Below are 13,424 nucleotides of genomic sequence, written 5' to 3' on the forward strand. Positions count from 1 at the left end.
GTACGGATTCGGGCGCAAAAGCCGGATACTACCTGATGAACGCGAGCCACCACGGTCAAAGAGTGGGTGTTGCAACCCCCTCAAGCGCAATGATCCTGGTGTTGGCGCAACGCTTCCGGATTTCAATAAGGCGGGCGTATTCCGGCGAATTGTACCAGCCCATCAACGACGTCATGTCGGGGAATTCGATAATAACCAAACGGTGTGGCTCCCAATCGCCCTCCAAAACCTTGGTCGCACCGCCACGACCTAGATATCTCCCACCATAACGCTCCTCGGTGGCTGGCACATCCCGCCGGTATTCCTCGAACGCGGCAGCGTCCTTTACGTCTACATCCGCGATCAGATAGGCGGCCATTTGCGCTTCCTCCTTCTCGACGGCGCCCGACCGTTACGGTCCGGTCCCGGGGGCGGGGCCTGTCGGTTAAGACGACTCTCTTCAGCGCTTCAACCGGCATCCGCCAACGCGAAGTCAAAAGCCTGTTATAATCCACGGATTGGCGTCGTATCCGAGGCGCGGCTCTGCCTTTGCGCCGCTATCTTCCGATTTGGCTGTTCCCGTGAAACCACAGTCCAGATTTGGAGCGGGCTTCTTGGCTGACGGGTTGGTGGAACATAAAGCGGCGGCGTCACTGACCGCCGCCTTCTTTTCCTTGGCAACAGCGATACCAGTCGCAGCGAAAACGACAGCCACGCAAAATACAGCCACTCTCATTGGAACCCCCATATTGCACCCGACAGATGGTCGGACATGACCTAGCGTCACCTTAATATTAGCACTACGAAATATATTATCTAGCCCCGTGCCATCAAAAGCAGGCTGATTGCCAAGCTTGCATCGTGACCGCCAAAACCGGTGCCGATCTGGACACCAGCCGGCATGAGTCGCATTCTGCTCGTGGAGAAGGACCTGGATCGACAAAACACAGGGGCTGATCAGGCCAACGCTGGCGGGACCGGGCCCTGCGCAGTCGCCGGAGGCGTCCGTCACACAACATTGTGTCGTGGGCGCTGATCCTCATGGCGATAACCATTCTCGGCGGTCTGATCGCGCTCAAGGCGTATCTGATCGCGCTCAAGGCGTACAAGTAAGCAGAGCCCCAGCGCGAGGCTATCAGGCCACAGCCTAGCCGCTGCCAAGCAGCGGCACCGTAACGGTTGTCGCGTAGTTGATCGGGAAGGAACTGAAGTAGGGAAAGTCGATGACGAAGGCATAGGCGGCGGTCAGATGCGCCATGCGGAAGCCGCCGCTCACGGGGTCGATGGCGATGGTGACGTTCACGTCCTTGAACCCCAAGGCCTGCAATTTCTGCGTGGCGATCGATTGAATGTCGGCCTGGGTCAGCGTGTTTTTAAGCTGCAGCGAGCGCGCTGACGTCTCCAGCGTATAGCGAACACTGGAGACCGAGTGCATCGACCAGCCAAAGGCGAAGATTCCGAACAGCAGCATGACAAGGAAGGGCGCGATCAGCGCGAACTCCAGCCCGGCCCCGCCCGATCGATCCCGCCGGAACGCGCTTACCCTAGCGGACACGGATCGTCTCCTGGTGACCGATGACGGTGGAAGTGGCAAAGGCGCCGAAGGCAATTGGCGGCACCCAGGTGCCCGATGCCTGTATCTGGACATAGACCGCTGGCACCTTCGGCCCACTGCACATGGTGGACGCGTCGACCACCGTCGCCCCGCACATACGGATGCGGCTTAGCGTGACCTGGCCGTCTTCCGGCCGATTTTCCCAGCTCGCAATGGCAAGGGCCTGGGTCGCCGCATCATCGGTCGATCCGCTCATGACCAGGTTCGCGGCGGTCTTCACACCGGCGCGCATCGACAGTGAACTCGTTACGTAGGACCAGCCGTCCAGAATGCCAAGCAGCACCAGGCACAGAATCGGCAGCACCATCGCGAACTCGACCGCCGCAACGCCCGAATCATCGCCAAGGATCGGTATCGATCGGTGACGCACGGCGCTACTCGGACAGTGCCACGGACCGCGCGGCTGGAATGTTGGGCACTCCGAGGCTCGAGCAATCCTGACTGATGGTTGAGTTACCGGACCATTGGATCGTGTTGGCGACGACCCTGGTGCAGCCGCCATTGCCCGAGAAATTGCCAAGATAGTTCACTTGCTGCTTAGGGAAATAGATGGCCCCGGTCAAAAGCGAGTCCGCGGTGCCGTTGAACGTGCTGGATGCGCTCATGCCGGTCCTGTCGCCGTAGAACAGAACGCCTGAATAGGTGCCCGAAGTCGCCGCGCTGAGCTTCACGGACGCATTGCCATTCATGCTGACCGTCGAACTGCCCGACATGAAGATGGTCACCCCGCTGCCGGTGATGGCTGCGTTGGCGTTTATCTTGAAACTGCCCTGGACGACATAGACGCCGGGCGAAAGCGTGACATTGCCCTTCAGGTTCATGCCGCTGCAATAGGTGCCTGGACCGAGCGTCGCCTTGTTGTCGTTCTGGCAGGGGGTTGCGGCCACTGGGGCCGGCAGGTCGACAAAGGGATCGCCGGCAGGCAGTGCCTGGGTGATCGGGGCCGCGCAGACGGTGGTGACGGGATTGCTGAGAGAGACCCCGCCCGCCGATATAAGACAATCGGCCTGCAGACCAGCCGAGCCCTGAAGCTTGATGGCGTCCGAAGCGATCGAATTGGACATGACCGAGCAGCCGTTGAGCTTAACGCTGGTGCTGCCGGAAAACAGCGCCGCCTGCGAAGCGGACGGATCGAGCGCGAGCATGCAGGCACTCGAGGCATCGGTAATAACGGCCACCGCCCTCGCCTGTTCGGGGACCTTGTCCTGCGTGAAGATCAGGGTGAACATCCGGTCGAGCTGCTGGCCGACGATCACCTCGACCGCTTTTTTCGCCGTATTCGGTCCGGACGCCGGCGGCGTATTGACGACGATCGTGCCCGAACCCAGTCCGTTCGACGCCGCGGACTGGGTCGCGGCCGCGACGATCGTCGGCTTGTCGGAACCCGAAATCTGTTCGAGCGCACCGGCATAGGCGGCTGCATCGGCCGTCGCCTGCAATCTCAGGCTGTTGTAGTACCAATAGGAGGTCTCGACGCCGAAGCCCGCAGCGCCGACAACGACCGGCAAGGTGAGGGCAAAAATGGTGGCGACATTTGCGCCCGTGCTCCGGCGCAGGGCGTCCATTACAAGCCGAACACGGGTGAAGCTACTCAAGGCCATGGATTAAATTAGAAAGCACGCATAAATGAACGAATGGCTAAAAAGTTCGTTGCATTTTCGAGCAGTGGTCGATTGGCTTCAAAAAAAAGTGTTTCGCTGGCTGACCTACGCGCAAGCGCGTCGATGTCTCAGAGTGGGCCGCCCCTCAAGGCCGGCGGGAAATTGCCGGATTCGCAGCCGAGACCGCGCGAACAACGACCGGGTCTCCGAAAACCACACCGGAGCAAACGTATTTACAAATTATTGAAGCATGTATTGAGGCTGGAGGTTCAGGATTTGCTTCAAGCGGAAAGAATTGGCATCGACTCTGCGACCGTATCAGCCAACATCTCTCGCTGCACGGCCAGGAAAAACCTGCGCACTTCATCGCTGGCTGCCGTTCTGTCCCTGCCGGACCCGACGACGAGATCGAGCAACTCCGACGCCTTGGCTCTCCAGAACGAGGTGGCGGTCTCGCCATGCAGATTGCCGAGCTTGGCGGCAACCTCCCTGACCAAGAATACCTGACGGTCGATCGGGAATGCACGGACTTTTTCTGGGGACATCTTCCAAACCATGAGACTGACGCAACGAATCAACCATTGCCAACAAGCAAAGGCGTAGCCGGGAAGATGGAAACGGAAGCTTAACAGGGCCGGCCTTGGTGCGGTGCAGTCGTCGGGACGAAACGCGCGCAGCGGCGCGCTCACGACATTGCCGCGTGCGTTCAAACACGATCGCCGGTGTTTTGATCGGGCAACGAACAGGGCACAGCCCTCAGGCCTGGAGCGCCCTCGCCTCACCGCCGCGCTTGCGCGGCGTCATCATGTCCCTGGCCATCAGTCCACTGGCGCGGCAAAACGCCATGAACGCCCGGCAGGCATCCTCGGTCTTGACCACGTCCACCGTGGCGCCAAAGCAGGCGTTGAACGCTTTCTGATAGATCGGGCCCTGACGGCGCGCAGGCCAGTCCTGGAGAAAATCGAGCGCCTGTTCGACGCCATAGATTTCCTCGACTGGCAGACCGGGTCCAGGCGCTATGCGCACAGGCACCTCGAATTGCAGTCTATCCATTTCCTGTCTCCCGAACGGCATCGCCGAGGCAACGCCGTTCGTCGTCAAAAGTTGCTTTGACCGGCCTCTGGCCCAGAAATGTGTCGTCACTTGGGTCGCGGGCCGCCATGTCGCGCCAAACAAATCGCGCACCCGAGATCTGTCCTGGGGTGACATATGCTCACTGGTTCGCCGGATCCGTCTCCGCGTCGAAGGCCATGCGACTGGCGGTGATCAGTACAAATACCGTCGGCACGGCGAAGATGCCGCCGAGAACAAGGGCCGCCATCGCCGACAGGCCGAGCGTCTCGGCAACCGCCCAATAGACGGTTCCGATGCAGATGAGCGCCTGGACGCAGAGGAACGCGGCAGCCGAGGCCACGCGCGACAGGGTTTTGAAGGTCTTGATGCGTTGTTGCATTGAAAAAATCCGGAAATGACGCGCCGCGCGACCGCCGCGCGACCGACAGCCGCCGCACGATCACTACGCGAACAGGAATAGCGATGAGGTGGGGGTACGGCCCTGGGCCGCTCAGGCCGTGATGGTCGGGGGTGCGCGCGGCTGGTTGGTGCTCGCCCCGGGAACCGAGGCGGCCCCATATCCCGAAACCATCGCTCTTTGCGATGGCCGTTCGGCCCAAAGAAAAACAGCGTCGGGGACCGGAAGCGCGGGGTGGCCGCCGGCGAACTTGACCAGGACCGGACGGCCGGCACGAACCTCCAGCGCTTGCGCCTTGCCGGTGACACGCAGCAGCGCCGCCACTTCGCCCGACCGCTCGACACCGACGCTGACACCGCTTGGCGCAGACCCCGCAAAGCCTGACGCCACCGGCAGGCCGAAGCACAGCATCGCGAGCAGCACCATGCCCATCAGGCATGAGCACGCTGCCGTCAGCGGCGCTTCAGGCCATCCGGTTTGCCTGGCCGCCGCGAAGGGTCGCGATCTCGAAAACATCACCCGCCCTAACGCACCATGGCCAGAAAGGGAAGCAAACCGGGCAAAAACCGGCAAGACATCGCCCTTGCGAGGCAAATATCGGGAAGCGCGCGGCCGCATCAGACAGTTCTTCCTTGAACCTTTTGCCCTCAAGTGCCAAATCTGGGGAAATTTTCACGCTGGCTCTCCTGCAGAGCCCTACCCGCTACACGGACAAAATGGTCACCTATCTCGACGCTGCCACGGCCCCGCTCAGAAATACCGGCCAGATCCGCCTCTATGGCGAGGACGGCTTTGCCGGCATGCGCAAGGCATGCGATCTCACCGCACGCTGCCTCGACGAGCTGGTGCCGATGGTCCAGCCCGGCGTCACCACCGAAGCAATAGACCGCTTCGTCTTCGAATTCGGCATGGACCACGGCGCGCTGCCGGCGACGCTCAACTATCGCGGCTACACGAAATCGTCCTGCACCTCGATCAACCATGTCGTCTGCCATGGCATTCCCGACAACAAGCCGCTCAAGGATGGCGACATCGTCAACATCGACGTCACCTATATCCTCGACGGCTGGCACGGCGATTCTTCGCGCATGTATCCGGTCGGCACGATCAAGCGCGCCGCCGAGCGCCTGCTCGAAGTCACGCATGAATGCCTGATGCGCGGCATTGCAGCGGTCAGGCCGGGCGCCCGCACCGGCGCCATCGGCGCCGCCATCCAGACCTTTGCCGAAGGCGAGCGCTGCTCGGTGGTGCGCGACTTCTGCGGCCACGGCGTCGGCCAGTTGTTCCATGACGCGCCGAACATCCTGCATTACGGCAGCGCCAATGAAGGCGTCGAGATGCGGCCAGGCATGATCTTCACCATCGAGCCGATGATCAATCTGGGCAGGCCGCACGTGAAGGTTCTGTCGGACGGCTGGACTGCGGTGACGCGCGACCGCTCGCTGTCGGCGCAGTACGAGCACACGATCGGCGTGACCGACACAGGGTGCGAGATTTTCACGCTGTCGCCCAAAAAGCTCGATCGCCCCGGCCTGCCGGCTTAGAGCGCGTCTACCCGGTAGGAGGCCGTCTATGCCGACTGCACGCCAGCGGCATTCGGCAGGTCGATGGTGACGACCAGTCCGCTGGGCTGGTTGTCCTGCAATTCGATCCTGCCGCCGTGGCCCTGGACGATGTCGGCAACGATCGAGAGGCCCAGACCGAAGCCATGCTTCGATGCAATGCCGCGCGACGCATCTTCCTTGAAGAATGGTTCGAAAACACGGGCGCGTGCCGTCATCGGAATACCCGGCCCGTCGTCCCCTACCGTGATGCGCGCCGCCGTGCCGGTCGCCGTCAAGGCGACCGTAACGTTGCCAGCGAATTTGACCCCGTTGTCGCAGAGATTGGCGATCGCACGCGCCAATGCATTGGGCTTGCACCAGCCCAGGAGCCGGTCCGGCCCGGAATATGAGACAGGAAATCCGACATCGGAGAATTCGGCGCAGACGGTTTGCAGAACGCTGGCAATGTCGGCGCGCTGCAGCTTCTCCGTCGAAACATCGTTGCGCAGATAGGTCAGGGTCTCGTCGATCAAGATTTCGATGTGCTGGACATCGGACAGGATTGCGGTTCGGATGGGGCCATCATCCATACGCTCGGCGCGAAGCCGCAGCCGCGTCAACGGCGTGCGCAGATCATGACTGACGCTGCGCAACATGCGCGTGCGGTTTTCGATCATCGTGCGGATGCGCGTCCTCATCCTGTTCAGGGCGCGCGCCAATCCCACCATTTCAATGGAGCCGTGTTCGACGAAGAGCTGGTCGCCATTCTCGATCTCGGCGGAACCGACTGCTGCCGAGATGCGCTTCAATGGATCCGTCACGGCCCAAACCGCAAACAGCCAGATCAGCACGGGCAAGGCGACGAAAGCCATGAACCTGTAGAACGAGGCACGGACGAGGCCTGATGTCAGCCAGGAATCGGGCATGCCAAAATGGGCCAGGACGTCCTGCTGGTCCAAGTCGATGACAAACGCGTATCGGCCGCCGATCCTTAGCCAGCGTCCATCAACCGTCCCCCTGTCGATACGCAAAAGCCATTCGACACTTCGCCATTGCAGATAGGACTGGGGAATGCCGGCTATCTGGTCCTTAGGCAATATCTCGAAATCAAAGCCGGCCCGCTTTGCTGTCGCCAGAATTGCGCTACGCGCCTCCGCCGGCGTTTCTTGCAACAAGGCAGCAACAACGCCTGCACGCCTTGCGTTATCTTCCGCGGCGGGAAGGTCGACGTTCTCTATGAAACTCTCAACGACCGAGCCGACGAACATGATCACGATCACCGCGATGAAAATGATCGCCACAAACTGCCCACGCACGGACTGCGGCAGGAAACGGCGGAGGATACCACTCATGCTTCCTCCACCGTCGCGGTGAAGATGTAGCCACCCAACCGAACGGTCCTCAAAAGCACCGGATCGCGCGCATCCTTTTCGATCTTCCTGCGGATTCGACTGATATGGACATCGACGCTACGCTCGATCGGCCCCGCGAGCCCGGCATGGGTTACGCCCAGAAGTTCCTCGCGAGAGAGAACCCGGCCCGCATTGCGACAAAAGGCAAGCAACAGGTCGAATTCATGTGTCGTGGTCGTAACCCGCGCATTGTTGGGGTCATGCAATTGCCGGCGTATTGGATCGAGGCGCCAGCCGTTGAAACGGAGCACCTTCGACCAGTCCCGCTCGTCTGGAGCATAGGCTGTACGGCGCAGCAGCGCCCGTATCCTGGCCGTCAGTTCGCGCGCGCTGAACGGTTTCGTCACATAGTCGTCGGCGCCGATTTCCAGCCCGAAGATGCGGTCGATTTCCTCGCCGAGCGCGGTCAGCATCAGGATCGGAATGTTGGTTCCGGCCCGAAGACGGCGGCAGATGTTGAGACCGTTTTCGCCCGGCAGCATGACATCGAGCACGATGAGATCGAATTTCTGGTTGCGAAGCGCGGCGTTCATCTGGACGCCGCTCTCGGCAATTTCCACGATCATGCCGTTGTCGGTGAGCGTCTCGCCCAGCATGCGCGCGATCTCAAGATCGTCTTCGACAATGAGGATGCGCGAACCTTGCCATGCCGACCTGGATTCGGCGCTCAAATCGCTTTGGTGCCGTTGCTGTGCCATTCCGGAGTTTGTCTAGCCTGCATTTGGTGCCTGGGTAGGCGTCAGAACCGATATCCGACGAGAAGCATCCCTGAAGGCTGGATCTTTTCGACGACAACAGGGCTGTCGGCAGCGTCACCCAAGAGAACACCGGCCCCCGCTTCGCCGCGCACCATCCAGCTCTCGTCGAGCATATATGTGGCGGAAATCGAAAAATCGGCGCGCTTCAAACCGGCACCGGCATCATAGCGCGCCAGCCCCGAGCGAGCCGATTGTTCGGGCGTGACACCAAAATAGGCCTGCATGTAATTTTCGTCGGCGAAGACGGCGGACGCGCTGGCGCCGATCATCAACGATTGAGACAGAGGCCGGGTCACCTCGATCCCCACCCTGCCCTCAAGGCCATCGCTGCCGCCGATGGTCTTGTCGAGTTGCGCGAATATTTCGGCCGGACCGAACTTCGCCGCTGCCTTCACGCCGACCGTCGCGCCCATGTCGACGTCCCCCAAGCCGCGCAGATGGTCGGAGTCGTCTTCCTTGCGGCCCATCTCGTAGCCAAGCCGAGCGCTGAACGCGAACGGTCCTTGTTCATAGACGGCGATGTTGGCACCTGTCGGGTCGATCGTCACCGTGTCGAGGAATGTCGCCGTGACGAAAGGCACCGGCATGATCTTGAACTCATTGCTGCCTTCGTATTTGGGGACGATGATGGCGCCGCCGCCGACCACGACATGCCAGTCGGACAGTTTCCGTTCGATGCGCCCGAAACGGGAAGGCTCGGGCGGCGGGGTGAAATCGTCGGTATCGACGGCAATGGCGTCGGCCGCGAGTGCGCCCTCCGAATGGGCTGAAAGCAGGATTGCCATGGCCGCAAGAGATGCCCGGCGGGCAAACAGTCCAGAGTCAATTTTGGTGAACATGCGTGCGCTCCAGTATAGCGAGGCAACGAGCCTCCGATGGCGCCAACATGTCAGGTGAAAGTGGCCGCATGCGTTAAGTGATGTTAAGTTTTGTTGCGCAATCGTGGTTTCATCTTGCCGTATGAGAAAGCCATGGCCACGATCTGCCGTGGGGCGTCTCGCGATCGGGGAACAGAACTGTTTCAATCCCGGCCAGAACAGTTCTAATGTCTGCGCTGGAGCAATGTGGGCGGTGTATGGGGAACACAAACGACGACGACGAGCGGAGTTTCTTCTCCGAAGCGCCGATGCGGCCTGCGGCGAAAGCCAAGGCTACGCTCGACGAAAAGCCGCATTACCTCGGTCACCGCGACCGACTGCGCGAGCGTTTTGCCCTGGCGGGTCCGGACGCCCTGCCCGATTACGAACTTCTGGAACTTCTGCTTTTTCGCCTGATCCCTCGTGCCGACACCAAACCGGCGGCCAAGGCGCTGCTGGCGCGCTTCGGCACGCTGGCCGAAGTGCTCGGGGCGCCGGTTGGCCTCTTGCAGGAAATCAAGGGCATTGGCCCTGCGGTGGCGCTCGATCTCAAGATCGTCGCGGCAACCGCGCAGCGCATGGCGCGCGGAGAGGTGCAGGGTCGCGAAGTCCTCTCGTCCTGGACACAGCTTCTTGCCTATTGCCGGTCGGTCATGGCCTTCGAGGCGCGCGAGCAGTTCCGCATCCTGTTCCTCGACAAGAAGAACGCGCTGATCGCCGACGAGGTTCAGCAGACAGGCACCGTCGACCATACGCCCGTCTATCCGCGCGAGGTGGTCAGGCGCGCCCTCGAACTCTCGGCCACCGCCATCATCCTGGTCCACAATCACCCGTCGGGCGACCCGACGCCGTCGCGCGCCGACATCGAGATGACGAAGCTGATTATCGAGACGGCAAAACCGCTTGGCATTGCCGTCCACGACCACATCATCATCGGCAGGAAAGGCCACTCCAGCATGAAGGGCCTGCTGCTGATCTGAAGCTTGATGCTACCTGCCTGGCCTGCCATGCGCATTTGGCGCGACGCTCAACGCCGATCGCGCCGGCAAATGCAGGGACCGGCGCTCAGCTGGGGCGCTGGCGCCGAGACCCGGCAAAAGGCTCGGGCGTGGCGGATTTCCGTTCCCAGCACCTTCAGGCATTCACGGATGAACGCCGCAAGCGCCGTCCAACCTTTGGCCGACACCATCGTCCCGTCCACATAGCCATCGGTGGGAGATAGATCGATGTAGGTGCCGCCAGCAAGCGTCACCTCCGGCTCGCAAGCCGCGAGCGCCGCCACCTTCTTGCCGCGGACGACGCCGTCGACCGCAATCAGAATCTGGACGCCATGGCAGATCGTGAAGATCGGCTTTTTCGCTTCGTGAAAATGACGCACCATCGCCTGCACGCGCTTGTCGGTGCGGATATATTCGGGGCCACGACCGCTGGCGCAGTAGACAGCATCGTACTGGCTCAACTGCTTCTCGGCGTCGGAAAAGGTCTTGTTGATCAGCGCGTTGTGACCGGGCTTTTCGGTGTAGGTCTGATCGCATCCGCCGCTGCTTCCCCGGTAACTAGGCCTGCAGCTCTGTCATATGGTGGTGTCGGTTTTCAGTACCCGCGAAATCGCCGCACTGACCGATATGCGGCGCAAAGCTGGCGCCGGTTGGTTACTGCTTCGGTGAGACGCCGATGAGCGAACTGACCTTGCTCGCCGGCTTAACAAGCGCGTGCTGCACGTGAACATCCGCATCGGCATCGGAGTGGACACAGACAAAACACTGGAAGGACATTGGTCGGAGTCCCCGGTGAAGCGCGAACGTTTTCGCAATATCCAGGCCGAGTCTGCTCAAGCTGAGGCATCCAGCCGGTCGCGAAAGCTGCGGGGCTTGCTAGAGAGCTATGCAAATAGCGCGGGCTGGCGCTTGCAGTCTTAGTTCAATACTTACGCACCGCTGCTCCTAGCTAGCTGCAGCCAAAGGCAATCGGGGCATGTTGCACGATTGCCACATAACTGCAAAATCCAACAATTTTTATTGGCGATGGCTGGTGATGTGCCTGTCACTAGATTTAATGCGAATCGCTCTCGGAGGGGTGGCCGATGCAGTTTTATTTGATTTATTCGTGGTTACTGCGCGCGTCTCGGTCATGCTTCACTGTTCCATTGTGCGTTCTGGCATTCGCAGCGGCCGCGGCTAACCCGGCTTTTGCACAAACGATCTCGGTCGGCGACGTTGCCATTGTCGAGGGCGATGCGGGGACCACGTCAGCCCAGTTTGCGGTGACACTGAGCAGCGCGAGCGCTAACTCTATCAGCGTGCAGGTGGGGACGGCCGACGGTACAGCGACTGCAGGTTCCGATTATGYGGCTCAGTCTGTGGGCCTTACGTTTCTGCCTGGTGCCACGACGGCGACAATCAATGTCCCGGTAAATGGCGACACGATTTYSGAGCCGGATGAGACGTTTACGCTCAAYCTGAGCAACCCGGTCAATGTCACCATCGCCGATGGTCAGGGGSTTGGCACGATCCTCAACGAYGATGCCGCTCYGCCAACGGCACCGAACTTGACGGCCACTGTTTTGGCAGGTGCGACTGTCACTGTGCCATTGACTCCCGGCGCGACCGGGGGGCCGTTCTCGGCGGCAACTATCGTGTCCAGTCTTCCCGTGGAGGGCGGTGTCTCAACCATCGTTGGCGCGCCCAATTACGCTCTGCAGTTTGACGCAACACCTGTGTTCGAAGGGGTCGTAGTCGTTAACTACACGCTAACGGGGCCGGGTGGCGTATCCGACCCCGCAACCGTGACGATTACCGTGCAGGCGCGGCCCGATCCATCGACCGATCCAGATGTGCGCGGATTGTTAACGGCGCAGGCGCAGGCTGCGCAGCAGTTCGCCCAGAGCCAGATGGACAACATCAACCGGCGCATGGCGGCTCTGCACGACGAGAGCTGCCGCCAGTTTCTTGCCAACACTGTTCAGCTTTCCGGTCCTGACGCTGATGGCGGCACCGAGAGACTGTCAACGCCGCAACTCAACGAACTTTGTGATGACGGCGCGCAGAAGCTCGGCCTGTCGATGTGGACGAGTGGCTCGGTCGATGTTGGCAGTACTGACCGTGCAGGCGAGGCTGGGCGTGACTCGATCGCTTACAATCTCACGGCAGGTGTCGACTACCGTTTCAGCCAGCGTTTCGTTGGCGGCATTTCTTTGGGCTACAGTACCGACAGCAGTGACATAGGTACAAACGGCACGACTAGCGACGGCGAAGCGATAAGCGCGGCTATCTACGGAAGTTTTATGGCAACACCGAGTTTCTTTGTCGATGCGTTGATCGGCTATGGCTCATTCGACTTCAACTCAAGGCGTTTTGATACGAGCTCAGGTGCGTTTGGGAGCGGCGACCGAGATGGTGACCAGTTTTACGCATCGCTTACCGCGGGGTATGACACGCAGCTGAGAGCGTGGAAGCTGACGCCGTTTGCTAGGTTGTCGGGCTCGTCGTCGATCTTGAACGGCTTTTCGGAAACAGGGGCCGGCGAATACTCGCTTGCGTATGGCAGGCAGCAGGTTGACAGCTTTGGTGGCTCGCTGGGCTTTGCGGCGTCTACCGATTTAGCACTTGAAGTCGGCACACTGACCCCGCGTCTAAGGCTTGAATATATGCACGAGTTTGAGGGCGACAGCTCCGTTGATATCCGTTACGCAGATCTTCCGGAAGGCTTGATTTATAATGTTCAAACACAAGCTTTTGCGCAGAACCAGGTCACGCTAGGGTTGGGTGCAGATCTTCACTTGAATAACGGCATGCGGTTGGGGCTGGACTACACCGGCAACTTCGGCTTCGAGGACAGCCGTAGGCACGGCGTGAGAGCCAGTGTCGGCGGGCAGTTCTAGCCGATAGTGTATTGAGGTTTGCGCGGACTTTCACAGGCTACACTTGCGCGGCCGAGTAGAATCTAATTGTCCCACGAGTTTCTACTACCACCCTGATAGTCGTTGCTTCTTAGACCGTGGCAATTAACACTATTGCCGCCCGGCTCACGCCGATCCAACGTGCGTGGATCGGGCGCCTTTTGCGCGCATCGCCGGACTGGTGCCGCATCGCGACCTCGGATTTTAGAGAGACCTCATTGCAAAGGCCGCCTCTGGGAGATCGAGCCTCAGTTCGGAATGACCGGAAAGAGGGCGCAAAGCAGTCATC

General features: G+C 60.6%; 15 protein-coding genes and 1 pseudogene. 3 read left to right on the plus strand and 13 right to left on the minus strand.

Features of this window, described 5'->3' with window-relative positions; translation table 11 throughout:
• Positions 1-55: 55 nt before the first annotated feature.
• The 9 genes from EJ079_RS26365 to EJ079_RS26410 all read right to left on the minus strand — a co-directional run bounded on the left by EJ079_RS26365 (position 56) and on the right by EJ079_RS26410 (position 5,182).
• Entirely contained in the window at positions 56-358 is a 303-nt protein-coding gene (locus EJ079_RS26365) for a DUF1330 domain-containing protein (protein ID WP_127327465.1), read from the minus strand.
• Between the two features lie 114 nt (positions 359-472).
• On the minus strand, positions 473-715 hold the full coding sequence (locus EJ079_RS26370; protein ID WP_127396081.1) for a hypothetical protein: 243 nt from the start codon (positions 713-715) through the stop codon (positions 473-475).
• A 411-nt stretch (positions 716-1,126) separates the two neighbouring features.
• Complete coding sequence (locus EJ079_RS26380) at positions 1,127-1,534, minus strand: TadE/TadG family type IV pilus assembly protein (RefSeq protein WP_127270088.1); 408 nt, start codon at positions 1,532-1,534, stop codon at positions 1,127-1,129.
• A complete protein-coding gene (locus tag EJ079_RS26385; protein ID WP_245466311.1) occupies positions 1,524-1,964 on the minus strand; it encodes a TadE/TadG family type IV pilus assembly protein in 441 nt (146 codons plus the stop codon). Before EJ079_RS26385 ends, EJ079_RS26380 begins: the two co-directional genes overlap by 11 nt.
• Positions 1,965-1,968: 4 nt before the next feature.
• Positions 1,969-3,195 (minus strand): pilus assembly protein TadG-related protein, encoded by a 1,227-nt coding sequence (locus tag EJ079_RS26390; protein ID WP_164873857.1) that lies wholly within the window; start codon positions 3,193-3,195, stop codon positions 1,969-1,971.
• A 281-nt stretch (positions 3,196-3,476) separates the two neighbouring features.
• On the minus strand, positions 3,477-3,905 hold the full coding sequence (locus EJ079_RS34015; protein WP_245481740.1) for a DUF6074 family protein: 429 nt from the start codon (positions 3,903-3,905) through the stop codon (positions 3,477-3,479).
• 46 nt (positions 3,906-3,951) lie between these two features.
• Positions 3,952-4,248: a DUF982 domain-containing protein gene (locus EJ079_RS26400; RefSeq protein ID WP_127271426.1), complete on the minus strand. Its 297-nt coding sequence runs from the start codon at positions 4,246-4,248 to the stop codon at positions 3,952-3,954.
• A gap of 160 nt (positions 4,249-4,408) precedes the next feature.
• On the minus strand, positions 4,409-4,648 hold the full coding sequence (locus EJ079_RS26405) for a hypothetical protein (RefSeq protein WP_127396082.1): 240 nt from the start codon (positions 4,646-4,648) through the stop codon (positions 4,409-4,411).
• Between the two features lie 111 nt (positions 4,649-4,759).
• Positions 4,760-5,182: a hypothetical protein gene (locus tag EJ079_RS26410; protein ID WP_127272230.1), complete on the minus strand. Its 423-nt coding sequence runs from the start codon at positions 5,180-5,182 to the stop codon at positions 4,760-4,762.
• Between the two features lie 200 nt (positions 5,183-5,382).
• Between EJ079_RS26410 and map the strand changes: the two genes are divergently transcribed.
• Complete coding sequence (gene map, locus EJ079_RS26415) at positions 5,383-6,210, plus strand: type I methionyl aminopeptidase (RefSeq protein ID WP_013532002.1); 828 nt, start codon at positions 5,383-5,385, stop codon at positions 6,208-6,210.
• Between the two features lie 26 nt (positions 6,211-6,236).
• On the opposite strand, the gene EJ079_RS26420 is transcribed toward map, so the two are convergent.
• The 3 genes from EJ079_RS26420 to EJ079_RS26430 are packed head-to-tail and all read right to left on the minus strand — an operon-like array spanning position 6,237 to position 9,219.
• Positions 6,237-7,562 carry a HAMP domain-containing sensor histidine kinase gene (locus tag EJ079_RS26420; protein ID WP_127810576.1) on the minus strand — a complete coding sequence of 442 codons (1,326 nt, stop codon included), beginning with the start codon at positions 7,560-7,562 and terminating at the stop codon, positions 6,237-6,239.
• Positions 7,559-8,320, minus strand: a complete 762-nt coding sequence (locus EJ079_RS26425; protein WP_164873858.1) for a response regulator transcription factor — start codon at positions 8,318-8,320, stop codon at positions 7,559-7,561. The genes EJ079_RS26420 and EJ079_RS26425 overlap by 4 nt, the downstream gene beginning before the upstream one ends.
• Before the next feature lie 41 nt (positions 8,321-8,361).
• Positions 8,362-9,219 carry a MipA/OmpV family protein gene (locus tag EJ079_RS26430; RefSeq protein ID WP_127396957.1) on the minus strand — a complete coding sequence of 286 codons (858 nt, stop codon included), beginning with the start codon at positions 9,217-9,219 and terminating at the stop codon, positions 8,362-8,364.
• A gap of 236 nt (positions 9,220-9,455) precedes the next feature.
• Between EJ079_RS26430 and radC the strand changes: the two genes are divergently transcribed.
• The gene (gene radC, locus EJ079_RS26435) at positions 9,456-10,217 is read left to right on the plus strand and encodes a DNA repair protein RadC (protein WP_127810578.1); all 762 of its coding nucleotides are present in this window, start codon (positions 9,456-9,458) and stop codon (positions 10,215-10,217) included.
• A gap of 47 nt (positions 10,218-10,264) precedes the next feature.
• Here the strand turns inward: radC and EJ079_RS26440 are convergent.
• Positions 10,265-10,768 (minus strand): annotated as a pseudogene (locus EJ079_RS26440) (DJ-1/PfpI family protein); the annotation flags it as partial.
• A gap of 552 nt (positions 10,769-11,320) precedes the next feature.
• Between EJ079_RS26440 and EJ079_RS26445 the strand changes: the two are divergent.
• Positions 11,321-13,117 (plus strand): autotransporter domain-containing protein, encoded by a 1,797-nt coding sequence (locus tag EJ079_RS26445; RefSeq protein WP_127810579.1) that lies wholly within the window; start codon positions 11,321-11,323, stop codon positions 13,115-13,117.
• The last annotated feature ends 307 nt before the right edge of the window (positions 13,118-13,424 follow it).

The organism is Mesorhizobium sp. M7A.F.Ce.TU.012.03.2.1 (assembly GCF_004006095.1).
Lineage (GTDB): Bacteria > Pseudomonadota > Alphaproteobacteria > Rhizobiales > Rhizobiaceae > Mesorhizobium.

Excerpts from the sequence above, each read along its gene's own strand:
- EJ079_RS26420 (WP_127810576.1), bottom strand. The coding sequence starts at position 7,562 with ATGAGTGGTATCCTCCGCCGTTTCCTGCCGCAGTCCGTGCGTGGGCAG.
- radC (WP_127810578.1), top strand. The coding sequence starts at position 9,456 with ATGGGGAACACAAACGACGACGACGAGCGGAGTTTCTTCTCCGAAGCG.
- EJ079_RS26390 (WP_164873857.1), bottom strand. The coding sequence starts at position 3,195 with ATGGCCTTGAGTAGCTTCACCCGTGTTCGGCTTGTAATGGACGCCCTG.
- EJ079_RS26400 (WP_127271426.1), bottom strand. The coding sequence starts at position 4,248 with ATGGATAGACTGCAATTCGAGGTGCCTGTGCGCATAGCGCCTGGACCC.
- EJ079_RS26410 (WP_127272230.1), bottom strand. The coding sequence starts at position 5,182 with ATGTTTTCGAGATCGCGACCCTTCGCGGCGGCCAGGCAAACCGGATGG.
- EJ079_RS26425 (WP_164873858.1), bottom strand. The coding sequence starts at position 8,320 with ATGGCACAGCAACGGCACCAAAGCGATTTGAGCGCCGAATCCAGGTCG.
- EJ079_RS26365 (WP_127327465.1), bottom strand. The coding sequence starts at position 358 with ATGGCCGCCTATCTGATCGCGGATGTAGACGTAAAGGACGCTGCCGCG.
- EJ079_RS26370 (WP_127396081.1), bottom strand. The coding sequence starts at position 715 with ATGAGAGTGGCTGTATTTTGCGTGGCTGTCGTTTTCGCTGCGACTGGT.
- EJ079_RS26430 (WP_127396957.1), bottom strand. The coding sequence starts at position 9,219 with ATGTTCACCAAAATTGACTCTGGACTGTTTGCCCGCCGGGCATCTCTT.
- map (WP_013532002.1), top strand. The coding sequence starts at position 5,383 with ATGGTCACCTATCTCGACGCTGCCACGGCCCCGCTCAGAAATACCGGC.
- EJ079_RS26405 (WP_127396082.1), bottom strand. The coding sequence starts at position 4,648 with ATGCAACAACGCATCAAGACCTTCAAAACCCTGTCGCGCGTGGCCTCG.